The organism is Rhodobacter maris (assembly GCF_900217815.1).
Lineage (GTDB): Bacteria > Pseudomonadota > Alphaproteobacteria > Rhodobacterales > Rhodobacteraceae > Rhodobacter > Rhodobacter maris.
This window is the reverse complement of the sequence record NZ_OBMT01000001.1, coordinates 397,792-415,504: the sequence shown is the minus strand read 5'-3', so window position 1 is coordinate 415,504 and position 17,713 is coordinate 397,792. Positions and strand designations below refer to the sequence as shown.

At 64.5% G+C, this 17,713-nt stretch carries 18 protein-coding genes; 12 read left to right on the top strand and 6 right to left on the bottom strand.

Annotated features, from left to right (window positions below):
• Nucleotides 1–5: 5 nt before the first annotated feature.
• A complete protein-coding gene (locus CRO22_RS01950) occupies nucleotides 6–740 on the bottom strand; it encodes a DUF3108 domain-containing protein (RefSeq protein ID WP_097068418.1) in 735 nt (244 codons plus the stop codon).
• A gap of 124 nt (nucleotides 741–864) precedes the next feature.
• Here CRO22_RS01950 and meaB point away from each other — a divergent pair, with 124 nt between their 5' ends.
• On the top strand, nucleotides 865–1,857 hold the full coding sequence (gene meaB / locus CRO22_RS01945) for a methylmalonyl Co-A mutase-associated GTPase MeaB (protein WP_097068417.1): 993 nt from the start codon (nucleotides 865–867) through the stop codon (nucleotides 1,855–1,857).
• Nucleotides 1,858–1,911: 54 nt separating this feature from the next.
• Here the strand turns inward: meaB and rpmB are convergent, their stop codons facing one another.
• Nucleotides 1,912–2,199 (bottom strand): 50S ribosomal protein L28, encoded by a 288-nt coding sequence (gene rpmB / locus CRO22_RS01940; RefSeq protein WP_097068416.1) that lies wholly within the window; start codon nucleotides 2,197–2,199, stop codon nucleotides 1,912–1,914.
• 123 nt (nucleotides 2,200–2,322) lie between these two features.
• Complete coding sequence (locus CRO22_RS01935) at nucleotides 2,323–3,021, bottom strand: NAD-dependent deacylase (RefSeq protein WP_097068415.1); 699 nt, start codon at nucleotides 3,019–3,021, stop codon at nucleotides 2,323–2,325.
• Between the two features lie 28 nt (nucleotides 3,022–3,049).
• On the opposite strand from CRO22_RS01935, the gene CRO22_RS01930 reads away from it, so the two are divergent.
• Nucleotides 3,050–3,499 (top strand): low molecular weight protein-tyrosine-phosphatase, encoded by a 450-nt coding sequence (locus CRO22_RS01930; RefSeq protein WP_097068414.1) that lies wholly within the window; start codon nucleotides 3,050–3,052, stop codon nucleotides 3,497–3,499.
• On the opposite strand, the gene CRO22_RS01925 is transcribed toward CRO22_RS01930, so the two are convergent.
• Together CRO22_RS01925 and CRO22_RS01920 are read right to left on the bottom strand one after the other, a co-directional pair.
• Nucleotides 3,484–3,780: a hypothetical protein gene (locus tag CRO22_RS01925; RefSeq protein ID WP_097068413.1), complete on the bottom strand. Its 297-nt coding sequence runs from the start codon at nucleotides 3,778–3,780 to the stop codon at nucleotides 3,484–3,486. The genes CRO22_RS01930 and CRO22_RS01925 overlap by 16 nt on opposite strands.
• A 203-nt stretch (nucleotides 3,781–3,983) precedes the next feature.
• Nucleotides 3,984–4,172: a heavy-metal-associated domain-containing protein gene (locus CRO22_RS01920; protein WP_097068412.1), complete on the bottom strand. Its 189-nt coding sequence runs from the start codon at nucleotides 4,170–4,172 to the stop codon at nucleotides 3,984–3,986.
• A 164-nt stretch (nucleotides 4,173–4,336) separates the two neighbouring features.
• Between CRO22_RS01920 and lepA the strand changes: the two genes are divergently transcribed.
• Complete coding sequence (lepA, locus tag CRO22_RS01915) at nucleotides 4,337–6,136, top strand: translation elongation factor 4 (protein ID WP_097068411.1); 1,800 nt, start codon at nucleotides 4,337–4,339, stop codon at nucleotides 6,134–6,136.
• A 104-nt stretch (nucleotides 6,137–6,240) separates the two neighbouring features.
• The gene (locus CRO22_RS01910; RefSeq protein ID WP_097068410.1) at nucleotides 6,241–7,161 is read left to right on the top strand and encodes a manganese-dependent inorganic pyrophosphatase; all 921 of its coding nucleotides are present in this window, start codon (nucleotides 6,241–6,243) and stop codon (nucleotides 7,159–7,161) included.
• 195 nt (nucleotides 7,162–7,356) lie between these two features.
• On the opposite strand, the gene CRO22_RS01905 is transcribed toward CRO22_RS01910, so the two are convergent.
• Entirely contained in the window at nucleotides 7,357–8,091 is a 735-nt protein-coding gene (locus CRO22_RS01905; protein WP_176518540.1) for a sulfite exporter TauE/SafE family protein, read from the bottom strand.
• Between the two features lie 251 nt (nucleotides 8,092–8,342).
• Between CRO22_RS01905 and mdh the strand changes: the two genes are divergently transcribed.
• The 8 genes from mdh to odhB all read left to right on the top strand — a co-directional run bounded on the left by mdh (nucleotide 8,343) and on the right by odhB (nucleotide 17,638).
• Entirely contained in the window at nucleotides 8,343–9,305 is a 963-nt protein-coding gene (gene mdh / locus CRO22_RS01900) for a malate dehydrogenase (RefSeq protein ID WP_097068408.1), read from the top strand.
• A gap of 275 nt (nucleotides 9,306–9,580) precedes the next feature.
• Complete coding sequence (gene sucC, locus CRO22_RS01895; RefSeq protein WP_097068407.1) at nucleotides 9,581–10,774, top strand: ADP-forming succinate--CoA ligase subunit beta; 1,194 nt, start codon at nucleotides 9,581–9,583, stop codon at nucleotides 10,772–10,774.
• Nucleotides 10,771–11,046 carry a hypothetical protein gene (locus tag CRO22_RS01890; protein ID WP_097068406.1) on the top strand — a complete coding sequence of 92 codons (276 nt, stop codon included), beginning with the start codon at nucleotides 10,771–10,773 and terminating at the stop codon, nucleotides 11,044–11,046. The genes sucC and CRO22_RS01890 overlap by 4 nt, the downstream gene beginning before the upstream one ends.
• Nucleotides 11,047–11,060: 14 nt before the next feature.
• On the top strand, nucleotides 11,061–11,945 hold the full coding sequence (gene sucD, locus CRO22_RS01885) for a succinate--CoA ligase subunit alpha (protein ID WP_097068405.1): 885 nt from the start codon (nucleotides 11,061–11,063) through the stop codon (nucleotides 11,943–11,945).
• Between the two features lie 105 nt (nucleotides 11,946–12,050).
• On the top strand, nucleotides 12,051–12,683 hold the full coding sequence (locus tag CRO22_RS01880; protein WP_141399401.1) for a hypothetical protein: 633 nt from the start codon (nucleotides 12,051–12,053) through the stop codon (nucleotides 12,681–12,683).
• Between the two features lie 11 nt (nucleotides 12,684–12,694).
• Nucleotides 12,695–13,051, top strand: a complete 357-nt coding sequence (locus CRO22_RS01875; protein WP_097068403.1) for a hypothetical protein — start codon at nucleotides 12,695–12,697, stop codon at nucleotides 13,049–13,051.
• A 71-nt stretch (nucleotides 13,052–13,122) separates the two neighbouring features.
• Complete coding sequence (locus tag CRO22_RS01870; RefSeq protein ID WP_097068402.1) at nucleotides 13,123–16,092, top strand: 2-oxoglutarate dehydrogenase E1 component; 2,970 nt, start codon at nucleotides 13,123–13,125, stop codon at nucleotides 16,090–16,092.
• 4 nt (nucleotides 16,093–16,096) lie between these two features.
• The gene (gene odhB, locus CRO22_RS01865; protein ID WP_097068401.1) at nucleotides 16,097–17,638 is read left to right on the top strand and encodes a 2-oxoglutarate dehydrogenase complex dihydrolipoyllysine-residue succinyltransferase; all 1,542 of its coding nucleotides are present in this window, start codon (nucleotides 16,097–16,099) and stop codon (nucleotides 17,636–17,638) included.
• Nucleotides 17,639–17,713 lie beyond the last annotated feature (75 nt).

The window sequence follows — 17,713 nt, the reverse complement described above, 5'->3', positions numbered from 1 at the left end:
GGCCCTTATCGCCGTTTCAGGCGGCCTTTGCCAAGGATCGTTTCGGTGGAAATATCGACGACCTGCAGATGGGCGCCATCCGCGGTGGGCGCATAAGTCAGCGTGAAGGGAAAGCGGGTCTTTTCCGCCATCTCCTTGTCGGAAAACCCGGCGATGCGGCGGTATTCGCCTGCGCAGGTCACGCCCTTGCCGGAAGGCCGGGGCGCGGAGAGGGCCACTTCAGAGCGTTTGGTGCCATCAAACATCGTCACCGAAAGCTTGCAGGCCTCGGCGGGGGGGACATCGCGCAAAACGGCGTAAAGCGCGGTGAGCGGGTCGATCGTGCCGCCCTGCTTCGCGGGGTCGACGTCGTTGGGCCGGGAAGCGCGGGGCGGTTCATGGATCACCGACACCGGCACGCCGCCGTTGTAGATCACCGTATTGCGCGAGCGGTTGTCGCCGCGCTGCGACAAAACCTCCGTGCTGCGCGGGCTGAAGCGGCCCTGCGCAAACCGGCCATCGGCCGCGGCCTCGTAGCGGATCTTCTTGAGCATGCCGGCAAGGCCGGTTGTCTGCATCATGCCCTGTGCGCCGTAGCGACCCGCGGTGATCTTGCCGTCAATCACCAGTTCGCCTGCCTTGATCCCGCCCAGCACAACATCGAAGACGATGTGATCTGTCTGGTCGGCCTGGACCGGTTGCGCCAGCGCGAGCGCGAGCCCGGTGGCAAGGGCAGTCAGGGAACGAAGAGCGGCTCTCATCGGTGCCTCGGGACTATCTGGGGGTTCACTCTGGACATACACTGCCCACCTCGGGCATGAAACCGGAACAGATCGACGCGCCGATGACAGTTTCGTTAGGCGACCGCATTGAGGAAGGGCTGAAATGACCGTGTTGACCGACCCCGCGACCGATCTTGCCCCCCGGATCCTGACGGGGGAGCGCCGGGCGCTGGCGCGGGCGATCACGCTGGTGGAATCGGGGCGGGCGGATCATCGCGCGCAGGCGGCGGCGCTTCTGGACGTGCTCGCAGGGCGGGGAAAACAGGCGCTGCGGATCGGCCTTTCCGGCACGCCCGGGGTGGGCAAATCGACCTTTATCGAGAGCTTCGGCATGATGCTGGTGGGGCAGGGGCTCAAGGTCGCCGTGCTGGCGGTCGACCCTTCCTCGGCGCGTTCGGGCGGCTCGATTCTGGGCGACAAGACGCGGATGGAACGGCTGTCGCGCGAGCCGATGGCCTTCATCCGGCCCTCACCGAGCCAGGCACAGCTCGGCGGCGTGGCGCGGCGCACGCGGGAGGCGGTGTCGCTGTGCGAGGCGGCGGGCTTCGATGTGGTACTGATCGAGACTGTGGGGGTTGGCCAGTCGGAAACGCTTGTGGCCGAGATGACCGACCTGTTCATCCTCCTCATGGCGCCTGCGGGGGGCGACGAGTTGCAGGGGGTGAAGCGCGGCATCATGGAAATGGCCGACATGATTCTCGTCAACAAGGCGGATGGCGATCTGAAGGCCGCCGCCCTGCGCACCCGGTCCGATTATGCGGGCGCGCTGCGGCTCTTGCGCCGCCGTCCACAGGACCCCGAGGGCTTCCCGAAGGCCGTTGCCGTCTCTGCGCTCGCCGAAGAAGGGTTGAAGGCTGCCTGGGAAGACATGCAGGCGCTTGCCGAATGGCGGCGCGCGCAGGGCCATTTCGAGCGGCGCCGGGCCGAGCAGGCACGGCACTGGTTTGAGACCGAAGTGCGCGAGGGGCTGCTGGCGCGGCTGCACACCGACCCCGAAGTGCGGGCCCGGATGCAGGCGCTGGGGGCCTCGGTGGCCGCGGGCCACGCCGCCCCCGCGGCTGCAGCGGCCGAGATGCTCGCTGCGCTGGGGCGCTGATTGAAAAGCAAAAACCCCGCCGAAGCGGGGCCTTGCGCGAACCATCGGAAGCGATCAGGCAGCGGCCTGGGCTTTCTGGATGGCTTTCTTGATTTTCAGCGCCGTCGCCGAAAGCTCGGTGTCCGAGGCTTTCATCAGGAAAGCGTCGAGGCCACCACGGTGGTCAACGGTGCGCAGGCCGGCGGCCGAAACGCGCAGCTTGAACGACTGGCCCAGCACGTCCGAGATCAGGGTGACGTCATTCAGGTTCGGCAGAAACCGGCGACGCGTCTTGTTGTTCGCGTGGCTGATGTTGTTGCCCGACATCGGGCCTTTGCCGGTCAGTTCGCAGACGCGCGACATGGCGATGTTCCTTCGTTTCCTCGGGCGCTCGCGGCCCACTTCCAATACTGCGAGATCCGCTGGCGCGGTTCCCGGAAATCCGTTCGCGGGGCATAAGGGCAAAGCGGCCCCGCGTCAAGCGATTCATCTGTCGCGGGCCAGCATCTCATGCACCCAACCGGGCACCACCTGTGTTGCCGGGCCATGGCGCGCTGCGTCGAACATCCGGGTGCCTGCAGAGGGGTCGAGGTTGAGTTCGAGCGTGGGCACACCGGCATGCATCGCATCGGCAACAAACCCCGCCGCGGGGTAGACATTGCCCGAGGTGCCGATCGAGACGAAGAGATCGGCCTGCCGCAGCGCGGCCCAGATCTCTTCCATCCGGTAGGGCATTTCCCCAAACCAGACGATATCGGGGCGGGTCTTCGGCTTGCCGCAGGCGGGGCAGGGGTCGGTGACCTGCATCTGCGTCGGCGCAGGCCAGCGATGGCCGCAGCCCGCGCACAGTGCCCCCGCAAGCGTGCCATGCATGTGGATGAGGTTTTGCGTGCCCGCACGCTCGTGCAGATCGTCCACATTCTGCGTCACCACCAGAACCGTGTGCCGCCCGTCGGCCTCCAGCGCGGCCAAAGCTTGATGCGCGGCATTTGGCGCCGCAGCCGCGGCGGCGGCCCGGCGCGCATTGTAAAAGCGATGCACCAGCTCCGGGTTGCGGGCGAATCCCTCCGGCGTGGCCACGTCCTCGATGCGGTGCTCTTCCCACAGCCCATCCGAGGCCCGGAAAGTGCGGATGCCGCTCTCGGCCGAAATTCCCGCGCCGGTGAGAATCACGATTCTGGCCATGCGCGCGCTCCTTCGTTACAGATGACCCATGCGTATCCTGTTTCTCTGCCTTGGCAATATCTGTCGCTCTCCTGCCGCCGAGGGGATTTTCCGGGGGATGGCCGAAGGCGCCGGGTTCGATGCCATGCTCGACAGCGCAGGCACCGGCGGATGGCACGCGGGCGAGCCGCCCTATGCGCCGATGCAAAGAGCGGCATCGCGCCGCGGCTATGACCTGAGCGCGCTGCGGGCGCGCCAGCTCACCCGTGCCGATTTTGTGGAATTCGATCTGATTCTGGCGATGGACGGGCAGAATCTGCGCGATGCGCAATCCGCACGCCCGGCAGGAGCAACGGCGCGGCTCGAGATGTTCCTGCAGGGAACGCAAGGGCATTCAGAGGTGCCCGACCCCTATTACAGCCGTGATTTCGATGGATGCCTCGATATTATCGAGGCAGGTGCGCAGGCGTTGCTCGCACGGCTTCAGGGAGCGCAATAGGCCTCGGCGGCTTCGGCGAAGCTCTTGTAGCGCAGCCAGAAATCCTCGTCTGCGCGGCTGTCGGACATGCGCACATCCTGGGCCATGTCCGGGTCGGTGAAGAACTTCGCCGCGCGGCGCTGATCGGCGCGGGAAAGCGTCGCATCCGCGACTTGCTGGATGCAACCGCAAAGCGCCCGGTCCGCAGTGCGCCCGGCCTGCAGGCAGGCGCCATCAATCGGGCCTGCAAAAGCCGCGCTGCCCGCAAGGGTGAGCGTTGCCGCGATAACGAGGGTCTTCATGCTGATGTTCCCAAGGTTGTCTTCATGCCGGTCCAGGCGGTCGCTGCCGCGCCGGTTGATTTGACAAAGTTTTTAAGGGATTTGCGCGGCAGATACAATGCATTCGGCGGCATTTCATCCCGGGTGCGAGGCCGGCCAAGATATGGGGAGGCCCCGCACTGCAGCCGCAATTTGTGGCGCAAGGCGGCCGCGTCCGGCCAGTCTCAGGCGATCACCTCGGCCTCGTAGCCTGCGGCTTTCAGCGCCGCGAGCACGGTTTCCTCGGGCAGGCCGTTCACCTCGACTTCGCGGTCCTCAAGGCTGACAAGGGCAGTGCCGCCCACTTCGGTGATGGCATTCTCGACGGCGGCCTTGCAATGGCCGCAGGTCATGTTGGGGACGGACAGGATCATGGGTGCCTCCGGGGGTCTGTGCTGCGATTGATCGACCAAGCGGAGCGCGCGGTCAATGGCAATATCGCGACGCGTGCGAGAGCCTTGTCAGACGCGGTGAAAGACCCTTTGCAGCGCTTCCGAGACCCCTTCCCGGCCTGCCTGTTTGCCGCTATACGCGCGGCATGAAAAAGCTCGATCACATCCGCAACTTCTCCATCGTGGCGCATATCGACCACGGCAAATCCACGCTGGCCGATCGTCTGATCCAGATGACGGGCACGGTGGCGCAGCGCGACATGAAGGAGCAGCTCCTTGACAGCATGGATATCGAGCGTGAGCGCGGCATCACCATCAAGGCGAACACCGTGCGGATCGAATATCCGGCGAAGGATGGCCAGACCTATATCCTGAACCTGATCGATACCCCCGGCCATGTCGACTTCGCCTATGAAGTCTCGCGCTCGATGCGCGCGGTCGAGGGCTCGCTTCTGGTCGTTGACGCCTCGCAGGGCGTTGAGGCGCAGACGCTCGCCAATGTCTATCATGCGCTCGATGCGGGCCATGAGATCGTGCCGGTCCTGAACAAGATCGACCTGCCCGCGGCCGACCCGCAGGCGGTGAAGGCGAATATCGAGGATGTGATCGGCCTCGATGCCTCCGACGCGGTTCCGATTTCGGCCAAGACCGGGCTCGGCATTCCCGATGTGCTCGAAGCAATCGTGCACCGGCTGCCCCCGCCCGAAGGGGAGCGCGACGCGCCGCTCAAGGCGATGCTGGTGGACAGCTGGTATGATGCTTATCTCGGTGTTGTCGTGATGATCCGCGTCATGGACGGGGTGATCCGCAAGGGCGACCAGATCAAGATGATGCAAACCGGTGCGGCCTACCGCATCGACAAGCTGGCCGTGCTGAAGCCGCAGATGGTCGATATTGCCGAGCTTGGCCCGGGCGAGATCGGCGTTCTCACCGCCTCGATCAAGCAGGTGCGCGATACCCGCGTGGGCGACACGATCACGCATGAGAAAAAGCCCTGTGACAAGCCGCTGCCGGGCTTCAAACCGGCGCAACCGGTGGTGTTCTGCGGCCTCTTTCCGGTCGACGCGAATGATTTCGACGCCCTGCGCGACGCGATTGAAAAACTCGCGCTCAACGACGCAAGCTTCAGCTCCGAGATGGAGACCTCGGCCGCGCTCGGCTTTGGCTTCCGTTGCGGCTTCCTCGGGCTTTTGCACCTCGAGGTGATCCGTGACCGGCTCGAGCGCGAATATGATCTTGATCTGATCACCACCGCGCCCTCGGTTGTGTTCAAGCTCTACATGAAGGACGGCGAGGTGCGGGAACTCCACAACCCCGCCGACCTGCCTGACCTCACCTATGTCGACCATATCGAGGAGCCGCGCATCAAGGCGACGATCATGGTGCCCGACGAATATCTGGGCGACGTGCTCAAGCTCTGCCAGGACCGGCGCGGCATCCAGATGGATCTCACCTATGCGGGCTCGCGCGCGATGGTCGTTTATGACCTGCCGCTCTCCGAGGTGGTGTTCGATTTCTACGACCGGCTGAAATCCGTCACCAAGGGCTATGCGAGCTTTGACTATCAGCTTGCCGAATATCGCGAGGATTTTCTCGTGAAAATGTCGATCCTTGTGAATGACGAGCCCGTGGACGCGCTCTCGATCATGGTGCACCGTGACCGCGCCGAGGGCCGGGGCCGGGCGATGGTGGAAAAGCTCAAGGAGCTGATCCCGCGCCACATGTTCAAGATCCCGATTCAGGCAGCGATCGGCGGGCGGGTGATTGCGCGCGAGACGCTTTCCGCCATGCGCAAGGACGTGACCGCGAAATGCTATGGCGGCGATGCCACCCGCAAGAAGAAGCTTCTGGAAAAGCAGAAGGCGGGCAAGAAGAAGATGCGCCAGTTCGGCAAGGTCGAGATCCCGCAAAGCGCCTTCATCGCCGCGCTGAAGATGGACGACTGAGCCCCTCGGGCGCGGGTGTGAAAGCCGCTGCCGGGAGGTGACAAGCGCCCCGGCAGTGCCTATAAGGCGTCCGACTTCACACCATCAGATCACCCGAGGAACGCATGACCACCAAGGTTTTCGGCCATAAATCTCCTGACACCGATTCCACCGGCTCGCCCATCGCCTGGGCCTGGTACATGACCGAAGTGCTGGGCCAGCCCGCGCGCGCCGCGCTGCTCGGCGAGCCCAACACCGAAGCCGCTTTCGTGCTCAAGCACTGGGCGCTTGAAAAACCCGAGATCATCTCGGGCGTGGCCGAGGGCGAGAAAGTGGTGATCGTCGACACCAACAACCCTGCCGAGCTGCCCGAGGGCATCAACAAGGCCGACATCACCGCGATCATCGACCACCACAAGCTGGTGGGCGGGCTTGAGACCAAGGGTCCGATCGACATCACGATCCGCCCGCTCGCCTGCACCGCCACTATCATGTATGACCTGATGGGCGAGGCCGTGGCCAAGGCGCCGCGCGGCATCAAGGGCGCGATGCTGTCGTGCATCCTCTCCGATACGCTCGAATTCCGCTCGCCCACCACCACCGCGCATGACAAGGAAGTCTGCGCCGCGCTGGCAGCCGATCTCGGCGTCGACATGGGCGCGCTCGCCACGGCGATGTTCGAGGCGAAATCCGATGTCTCGGCCTTCTCGGATGCCGAACTGCTGCGCATGGACAGCAAGGAATACACCGTCGATGGCAAGGAGCTGCGCGTGAGCGTGCTCGAAACCACCGCACCGAAGCTGGTGCTCGACCGCAAGGCGAGCCTGATGGCCTCGATGGTCGACGTGGCCAAGGAAGACGGCGCCGATCAGGTGCTCCTTTTCGTCGTCGACATCCTCAACGAGGAAGCGACGCTGCTGGTGCCGAACGACTTCGTGAAAAAAGTCGCCGAGGCGAGCTTTGGCTGCACCGTCACCGGCGACAGCGTCGTGCTGCCGGGCATCATGAGCCGCAAGAAGCAGATCATCCCCGCGCTCAAGGTCTGAACCGGATCGAGAGGAGAGGTTTCGCGCCCCGCAAGCGGGGCGCGGCCCTTGCGGGGGCGCTGCCCCCCCCGCATCCCTTGGGGTATTGACGGCTTCCATTGCGGGTGCTGTTGAGATATTTATTTTTTTCAATGCCTTGTGGGTGGGTATTTCGCCGAATTGGTTGCGTGACGCGGGAACACACCGCCCGCGACGTCAGATGAAGACGTCCCAAAGCAGTTTCAGCGAGATCAGGAGCAGCGCCCAGGTGACGATCTTGTAGAAGGTCTCATGCGGGATCACGCGCACGAGCTTTACTCCGCTCCAGACGGCGAGGGCCGCGAAGGGCGCCAGTTTCAAGGCCAGCTCGAGGCTCGAGAAATTGAGCTGGCCAAGCGCCGCATAAGGAATGAGCTTGATCGCATTGACCCAGGCAAAAAGGATCGTGGAGGTGCCCGCAAAAACCGTCCGCGGCAAGCCGAGCGGGATCACATAGGCCTGATAAGGCGGGCCGCCCGAGTGGCTGACAAAACTCGTGAAGCCGGTAAGCGCTCCCCAGAACAGGCCCGGGCCGACTTTCGCCGCGCGCGCCATGCCCAGATGCGGGCGGATCAGCGCATTGAGCGCAAAGACCACACCGATGCCCCCCACAAGCGCCGTTACCGCCCGTTCGGGCACCACCGAGGCGGTTGCCCAGCCGAACCCGACGCCGAGCATCGTCGCAGGGATCATGATTTTCAGCACCCGGGCGTCGAATTCCCGCCGATAGGCAATCAGCCCGAAGATGTCGGAGATGATGTAGACCGGCAGCAACAGCCCCGCCGCGGCGACCGGGTTCATCACCCCCGCCAGAAGCGGCACCGAGAGCGAGGAGGCCATTGGCAGCCCGCCCTTTGCAATTCCGACGCTGATCGCGGCAAGGATCGCCATTGCCCAGCCAAAGCCGTCCAGTTCCATTCCGTCTCCGAGATTCGGCCGGTCCGGACCGGCTTCGTCCGGCCCAGACCTCCTCGGCCCCGGATGAACCATCAAACGGGCGCCTGCAAGGAAATGTTTAGCGCAAACAGTGCCGAAATACGGCATGCAATCGCATACAATTTACACGCACCCGCCGCGCGGCACCGCAGCGCTATGGACAGACGGGCGCCGAAACGCTAGTCCTTCGCGCAACACCCATAACAGCATGACCTCTGGAGGAACCCATGGCCCGACCCAAGATCGCCCTCATCGGCGCCGGTCAGATCGGTGGCACGCTTGCCCACCTCGCCGCGATCAAAGAACTGGGGGACGTTGTCCTCTTCGACATCGCCGAGGGCACGCCGCAGGGCAAGGCGCTCGACATTGCGGAATCCGGCCCCTCGGAAGGCTTCGACGGCTGCTTCAAGGGCACCAACTCCTACGAAGACATCGCCGGCGCGGATGTCTGCATCGTCACCGCGGGCGTGCCGCGCAAGCCGGGCATGTCGCGCGATGACCTTCTCGGCATCAACCTGAAAGTCATGAAATCGGTGGGCGAAGGCATTGCCGCCCATGCGCCGAACGCTTTCGTGATCTGCATCACCAACCCGCTCGACGCGATGGTCTGGGCGCTGCAGCAATTCTCCGGCCTGCCGGCGGAAAAGGTTGTCGGCATGGCCGGCGTGCTCGACTCGGCGCGCTTCCGCCACTTCCTCTCGGTCGAATTCGGCGTGTCGATGAAAGACGTCACCGCCTTCGTGCTCGGCGGCCACGGCGACACGATGGTGCCGCTCGCGCGTTACTCGACTGTTGCCGGTATCCCGCTGCCGGATCTGGTCTCGATGGGCTGGACCACGCAGGAAAAACTCGACGCGATCGTCCAGCGCACCCGGGACGGCGGCGCCGAGATTGTTGGCCTGCTGAAAACCGGGTCGGCCTTCTACGCCCCCGCCACCTCCGCGATCGAGATGGCGGAAGCGTACCTCAAGGACCAAAAGCGCCTGCTGCCCTGCGCGGCCTGGGTGGATGGCGCCTTCGGTCTTGACGGCATGTATGTCGGCGTGCCGACGATCATCGGCGCCGGCGGCATCGAGAAGGTTGTCGACATCAAGCTCAACGATGCCGAACAGACGATGTTCGACAAATCCGTCGATGCTGTCAAAGGCCTCGTGGCCGCTTGCAAGACGATTGATCCGTCGCTGGCCTGAGCCGCGCAAAGGATTGCCCGGACCGGGCTGGAGAGGGCGGGGTTTCCCCGCCCTTTTCCTTTGTGGCGCGGCGACGGGGCTTATGCTGCACTGCGGCTGATTCCGTTATCGCAAGCATTTTTGCTGGTCCCGAAATTTTGTGATCACACTCTGCGAATGCGTGATCACAAAACCCGTTTTCTTCGCCATCTGCCTGCAAATCACGCATTTATCGTTTTGTTACAACAGAGGGATGTGCGACACCGGGGCGAACAAATCAGCATGGGAACCAAGCCATGAATATTCATGAATATCAGGCCAAACAGCTCCTCAAGAGCTACGGCTGCCCGATCTCCGAGGGCCGCGTCGTGCTCAAGGCCGACGAGGCAAAATCGGCGGCGGGCGAGCTTGATGGCCCGCTCTGGGTGGTCAAGGCGCAGATCCACGCCGGCGGCCGCGGCAAGGGCCATTTCGTCGAGCCCGAGGCGGGCGAAAAGGGCGGCGTGCGGCTCGCCCGGTCGGTCGCCGAAGCCGAGACCGAGGCGCGCAAGATGCTGGGCCGGACGCTTGTCACCCATCAGACCGGCCCGGCGGGCAAGCAGGTCAACCGCATCTATATCGAGGAGGGCTCGGACATCGACCGCGAGCTTTATCTCGCGCTCTTGATCGACCGCAAGACCTCGCGGATCTCCTTTGTCTGCTCGACCGAGGGCGGCATGGATATCGAGGAAGTCGCGGCGCATACGCCCGAAAAGATCCTGTCCTTCTCGGTTGACCCGGCCACCTCGCTCAGCGACTTCCACGGTCGCCGTATCGCCTTTGCGCTCGGGCTCGAGGGCAACCTGATCAAGCAATGTTCGCAGCTCGTCAAAAAGCTCTACAAGGCCTTCCTCGAGAAGGACATGGAGATGCTGGAGATCAACCCGCTGATCGTCACCACCGACCATCACCTCAAAGTGCTCGACGCGAAGCTCGGCTTTGACAACAACGCGCTTTACCGCCAGCCCGACATTCTCGACCTGCGCGACGTGACCGAGGAAGACCCGAAAGAGCTGGAAGCCTCGCGGTTCGATCTGAACTACATCGCACTCGACGGCGAGATCGGCTGCATGGTGAACGGCGCGGGCCTCGCCATGGCGACGATGGACATCATCAAGCTTTACGGCGCGGAACCGGCGAACTTCCTTGACGTGGGCGGCGGCGCGACCAAGGAAAAGGTCACCGAGGCGTTCAAGATCATCACCTCCGACCCGAAGGTGAAGGGTATTCTCGTCAACATTTTCGGCGGCATCATGCGCTGCGATATCATCGCCGAGGGCGTGCTGGCGGCGGTGAAGGAAGTGGGGCTGAAGGTGCCGCTCGTCGTGCGCCTTGAGGGCACCAATGTGGAACTGGGCAAGGAGATCATCGCGAAATCCGGGCTCAACGTGATTGCGGCCGACGATCTGGCCGATGGCGCGAAGAAAATCGTCGCAGCGGTGAAAGGATGAACACTCACGTCGGCCTTGCCATGCTCGGCTTTGCTCTCTTCGTGATGTGCGTGCTGATGGCTCTCTTCGCAGAGGCCATGCAGCGGACGCGCAAGGAGAGCAGCTACATGGCATGGCGGCGTGAGGTGGCAAAGACATGGCGCCAAGGCGGCATGGAGCGTTTGGCCCAGAATCCGACCGTGCTCTTGGCACAAGTCTGGATGCTTCGCGGCTTCGCTCTGGTCGCCTTCGGCTTTACCGGCTGGCACCTCGTCAGCGCAATCTTCTCGTAATAGGAGACTGACCCATGGCGGTCCTCGTCAACGAAAACACCAAGGTCATCTGCCAGGGCTTCACCGGCTCGCAGGGCACCTTCCACTCCGAACAGGCGATCGCCTATGGCACCAAGATGGTCGGCGGCGTGACGCCGGGCAAGGGTGGCAGCGAACACCTCGGCCTGCCGGTCTTCAACTCGGTCCATGAAGCCAAGCACGTGACCGGCGCCGATGCGACGGTGATCTATGTGCCGCCGCCCTATGCCGCTGACAGTATCCTTGAGGCGATCGACGCGCAGATGGAACTCATCGTCTGCATCACCGAGGGCATTCCGGTGCTCGACATGATGCGGGTGAAACGCGCGCTCGTCGACAGCAAGTCCCGCCTCATCGGCCCGAACTGCCCCGGCGTGATGACGCCCGACGCCTGCAAGATCGGCATCATGCCGGGCTCGATCTTCAAGCGCGGCTCGGTGGGCGTGGTCTCGCGCTCGGGCACGCTGACCTATGAAGCGGTGAAGCAAACCACCGATGTGGGCCTTGGCCAATCCTCCGCCGTGGGCATCGGCGGCGACCCGATCAAGGGCACCGAACATATCGACGTGCTTGAGATGTTCCTCGCCGACCCGGAAACCACCTCGATCATCATGATCGGTGAAATCGGCGGCTCCGCCGAGGAAGAAGCCGCCGAATTCCTGATGGCGGAAAAGAAAAAGGGCCGCTGGAAACCCACCGCGGGTTTCATCGCGGGGCGCACCGCCCCTCCGGGCCGCCGCATGGGCCATGCCGGGGCGATCGTCTCGGGCGGCAAGGGCGATGCCGAAAGCAAGATCGAGGCGATGAAGCGCGCGGGCATCGTCGTGGCCGACAGCCCGGCGAGCCTCGGCGAGGCCGTGCTGAAAGCGATCAAGGGCTGAGGCCCGGACCATCGGAAGGGGCGGAGCCGCCCCTTCCCTCTTGGGGGCATGCCCCCCGTCCCGCGACCGGTCTCCGGTCGTGAGATGAAGTCTTTGGAGGTCAAGATGACGAGGAAACGGGTAACAATCCTGGCTGGGGGCGCCGCGCTGATGCTTGCCGGATGCGCGAGCACCCCGACAACCGCCCCGCCGCCCGGTCCGGTCACCACCGCTCCGGCGCGCGTTGTCGCGGCGGTCCCGGCGGGCATGATCTCCACCGGCGCGACCGGCTATGCGCAGGCCACCCCGGGGGCGATCGTCGCGATGCCGCTTCCCGCCCCGGCTGCCGTTTCCGGCCCCGGCGCGGCTTCGGTCGCCGCTCAACCGCTCGTCGAAACCTTCGGGGCGCTCTGTGCCGCCCATCTCGACGATCCTGCGGCCATTGCCAATGCGGCAAGGGCGCGCGGCTTCGGCCCGAGCGCGCTCAGCGGCTCGGGCCTGCTCGGCCCCACCGCCTATATCGCCGAAAACCCCGCCCTCGATCAGAGCGTTCAGGTCAATGTCACGACGCCGCACGGGTTTGAATGCGCCGTCACCGGCGCCGATGTCGCCGCCCCCGAACTCCTGCGACAGGCCTTCTTTGCTGCGCAGGGGCTTACCGGCGCTGGCACCACCGCGCAGAAGGTGGTGAACGGCAAGCGCTACATCTTCGTATTCAACACCAATGGCGGCGAAGCGCTCGTCGTCTATCGCGACTGAGGGAGACCGGCATGTCCCTGTTCCGCCTTTCCACGCTTGGCCTCGCGGCGCTTACGCTTTCGGCTTGCATCAGCCCGACGACGCCCGCCACTGCGCCCGATCTGGCGCCGCCGATCCCGCGCGATGACCGGCCGAAGGCCGAGTTCACCGCGATCACCGGCATCAACAGCGATGCGGTGGCCGCGCTCTCGGGAGATGCTCGCCAGAGCGTGATCTATTACGACCTTTTCGCCGCTGACAAGGCGGCGGTCGCGGCCGCCCCGGCGCGGCTGTGCGGCCATTATGGCCGGGCGCTGAAAGACTCGCATGTCACCGAACCCGGCGACCGGGTTCCCGGCATGAAAGCGCTCGTGGTGCGCTGCAACTGATACCGACCGGCCCCGGCGCCGCCCCCGCGCCGCAGCCCAGCCCCTCAACCGATCTCGCAAGGATCACGCCGATGAATGATCATTCTCCGAACGACCAGCTGCATGCCTCGTCCTTTCTGCAGGGCGCGAATGCCGATTACGTCGAGCAGCTTTACGCCAATTACGCCAATGACCCCGGCTCGGTCGACCCGGCCTGGGCCTCCTTCTTCGCCTCGCTCGGCGACAGTGAGGTGGATGCGAAACGGTCTGCCCACGGGCCGAGCTGGGCGCGCGCCGACTGGCCGCCGAGCCCCGATGACGACCTGACCGCGGCGATGACCGGCGAATGGGCGATGCCGGTCGCGCCGAAGGAAAGCAAGGCCGCCGCCGAGAAGATCGCCGCTGCGGCCAAGGCCGCGGGGGTGCAGGCCTCGGAGGACTCGATCAAGCGCGCCGTGCTCGATTCCATCCGTGCGCTGATGATCATCCGCGCCTACCGGATCCGCGGCCATCTGATCGCCGATCTCGACCCGCTCGGCATGCGCTCGGGCGACCCCCACCCCGAACTCGATCCGCGTTCCTACGGCTTCACCGAGGCCGACATGGATCGGATGATCTTCATCGACAACGTGCTCGGGCTGCAGATCGCCTCGATGCGCCAGATCATCGACGTGCTCAAGCGCACCTATTGCGGCACTTTCGCGCTGCAGTACATGCATATCTCGAACCCCGAGGAAGCCGCCTGGCTGAAGGAACGGATCGAGGGCTACGGCAAGGAGATCCAGTTCACCCGCGAGGGGCGGCGCGCGATCCTCAACAAGCTCGTCGAAGCCGAGGGGTTCGAAAAGTTCCTGCATGTCAAATACACCGGCACCAAGCGCTTTGGCCTTGATGGCGGCGAAGCGCTCATTCCGGCGATGGAGCAGATCATCAAGCGCGGCGGCAATCTCGGGCTGAAGGAAATCGTCTTCGGCATGCCGCACCGGGGCCGTCTCTCGGTGCTCGCCAATGTGATGATGAAGCCCTACCGGGCGATCTTCCACGAATTTCAGGGCGGCTCCTACAAGCCCGACGATGTCGATGGCTCAGGCGATGTAAAATACCACCTCGGCGCCTCCGCCGACCGGACTTTTGACGAGCATACCGTGCACCTGTCGCTCACCGCGAACCCCTCGCACCTTGAGGCGGTGAACCCGGTGGCGCTGGGCAAGGTGCGCGCCAAGCAAGACCAGCTTAACGATCCTGACCGCACGCAGGTGATGGCGGTGCTGCTGCATGGCGACGCGGCCTTTGCCGGTCAGGGCGTGGTGGCGGAATGCTTCCAGCTTTCCGGCATTCGCGGCCACCGCACCGGCGGCACGATCCATATCGTCGTCAACAACCAGATCGGCTTCACCACGGCGCCGCACTTCTCGCGTTCCTCGCCCTATCCGACCGATATCGCGCTGATGGTGGAAGCCCCGATCTTCCACGTCAACGGCGACGACCCGGAGGCGGTGGTGCATGCCGCGAAAGTGGCCATCGAATTCCGCCAGAAGTTCCACAAGGACGTGGTGCTCGACATCTTCTGCTATCGCCGCTTCGGCCATAACGAAGGCGACGAGCCGATGTTCACCAACCCGGCGATGTATAAAAACATCAAGGGCCACAAGACCACGCTCCAGCTCTATACCGAGCGGCTGGTGGCCGACGGGCTGATCCCCGAAGGCGAGATCGACGACATGAAGGCCGCCTTCCAGGCCGTGCTGAACGAGGAATACGAGGCCGGCAAACAGTTCCGCCCGAACAAGGCGGACTGGCTCGATGGCCGTTGGAAGCATCTCGACCGGCAAACCTCGGATTATGACGCGGGCGTCACCCCGATCTCGCCCGAACTGATGGCGGAAGTGGGCAAGGCTCTCACGAGCCACCCGGAAGATTTTGACATCCATCGCACCGTTGCGCGCCAGCTCGAGGCGAAAAAGGCGATGTTCGAGAGCGGCCAGGGTTTTGACTGGGCCACGGCCGAGGCGCTCGCCTTCGGCTCGCTTCTGGCCGAGGGCTTCCCGGTACGCCTTGCGGGGCAGGATTGCACCCGCGGCACCTTCTCCCAGCGCCATTCCGGGCTGATCGACCAGACCACGGAAGAGCGCCACTACCCGCTCAACCACATCAAGCCCGGTCAGGCAAAATACGAGGTCATCGACTCGATGCTCTCGGAATATGCGGTGCTCGGCTTCGAATACGGCTATTCGCTCGCGGAGCCGAACGCGCTCACCCTCTGGGAAGCGCAATTCGGCGATTTCGCGAACGGCGCGCAGATCATGTTCGACCAGTTCATCAACTCGGGCGAGCGCAAATGGCTGCGGATGTCGGGGCTGGTCTGCCTGCTGCCGCATGGCTTTGAGGGTCAGGGCCCCGAGCACTCCTCGGCGCGCCCCGAGCGCTTCCTGCAACTCTCCGCGGAAGACAACTGGATCGTCGCCAATGTCTCGACGCCCGCGAACTATTTCCACATCCTGCGCCGCCAGATCCACCGCAACTTCCGCAAGCCGCTGATCCTGATGACGCCGAAATCGCTGCTGCGCCATCCGCTCTGCATCTCGCGCGCCGAGGATTTCACCACCGGCTCGTTCTTCCGCCGCGTGAACTGGGATGATGCCGATCCGCAGCATCCGGGCAATTCGGAACTCACGGTGAAGCCCGATGCCGAGATCAGCCGCGTCGTGATCTGCTCGGGCAAGGTCTATTACGACCTGCTGGCCGAGCGCGACAAGCGCGGGCTCGAAGATGTCTACATCCTGCGGCTTGAGCAGTTCTACCCGTTCCCGGCGCATTCGATGGTGACCGAGCTGGGCCGTTTCAAGGATGCCCAGGTGATCTGGTGCCAGGAAGAGCCGAAGAACCAGGGCGGCTGGACCTTCGTCGAGCCGAACCTCGAATGGGTACTCTCGAAGATCGGCGCCAAGCATCAGCGCCCGCGCTATGCCGGCCGCGCCGCCTCCGCCTCGCCCGCCACGGGCCTCGCCTCGCGCCACAAGGCCGAGCAGGACGCGCTCGTGAACGACGCGCTGGAGGGCTGAGCCGATGAGTGATGTGCGTGTCCCCACGCTTGGCGAAAGCGTCACCGAGGCGACGGTTGCCACCTGGTTTGTCAAACCCGGGGCGGCGGTCGGTGCCGACGAAATCCTGTGCGAGCTCGAAACCGACAAGGTGACGGTCGAGGTCCGCGCGCCCGAGGCGGGCGTGCTGGGCGAGATCGTCGCCGCCGAAGGCGAGACGGTGGGCGTGAATGCCCTCCTCGCCACGCTGCTGCCTGCTGGCGCGAAAGCCGCGCCCGCCCAACCCAAGCCCGAAGGCCCGGCCGCCCCGCGTTCCGCCGCGCCCAATTCTCAAGAGGTCAAGATGACGGATGTAATGGTGCCTGCGCTGGGCGAAAGCGTGTCGGAAGCCACCGTTTCCACCTGGTTCAAGAAACCGGGTGATGCCGTGGCGCAAGATGAGATCCTGTGCGAGCTTGAGACCGACAAGGTCTCGGTGGAAGTGCCCGCCCCCGTCGCGGGCACGCTGAGCCAGATCCTCGCCGCCGAGGGCGAGACCGTCGCCGCGGGGGGCAAGCTTGCGGTCATGGCCGAGGGTGCTGGCGCGGCCGCCGCGCCGAAAGCCGCTGCTCCGGCAGCCGCTCCGACCCCGGCTGCGGCGGGCAAGGATGTCGAACATGCGCCCGCCGCGAAAAAGGCGATGGCCGAGGCCGGGCTTTCCCCCGATCAGGTCACCGGCACCGGTCGCGACGGCCGGATCATGAAGGAAGATGTGGCGGCTGCCGCGGCTGCCCCCGCGCCCGCAGCCGCGCCTGTGCAGACCACGCAGCTTTCGATTGCGCCGCCGCCCGCTTCAGTGCCGCGCGCGCCCGTTCCGGCCGAGGATGCCGCCCGCGAAGAGCGCGTGAAGATGACCCGTCTGCGCGCCACCATCGCGCGCCGCCTCAAGGATGCGCAGAACACCGCCGCGATGCTGACCACCTATAACGAGGTGGACATGTCGGCAGTGATGGATCTGCGCAACGCCTACAAGGACCAGTTTGAGAAAAAACACGCCGTCAAGCTCGGCTTCATGGGCTTCTTCGTGAAGGCCTGCTGCCATGCGCTCAAGGAGGTGCCCGAGGTCAATGCCGAGATCGACGGCGGCGACATCATCTATAAAAACTACGTCCATATGGGCGTGGCCGTGGGCACGCCCTCGGGCCTCGTCGTGCCGGTGGTGCGCGATGCCGATGCCAAGGGCTTTGCGCAAATCGAAAAGGAAATCGGCGCGCTCGGCAAACGCGGCCGCGACGGCAAGCTGACCATGCAGGAAATGCAGGGCGGCTCCTTCACGATCTCGAACGGCGGCGTCTATGGCTCCCTGATGTCCTCGCCGATCCTCAATCCGCCGCAATCGGGCATCCTTGGCATGCACAAGATCCAGGAGAGGCCCGTGGTGGTGAACGGCCAGATCGTGATCCGCCCGATGATGTATCTGGCGCTCAGCTACGATCACCGGATCGTCGACGGCAAGGGCGCGGTGACCTTCCTCGTGCGCGTGAAAGAAGCGCTCGAAGATCCGCGCCGCCTCTTGATGGATCTCTGATCCCTTCCGATGCCGCAGGGGGCGGAAACCCGCCCCCTTCACGCAAACCGCTCCCCTTTATCTTGCTGAAAATAT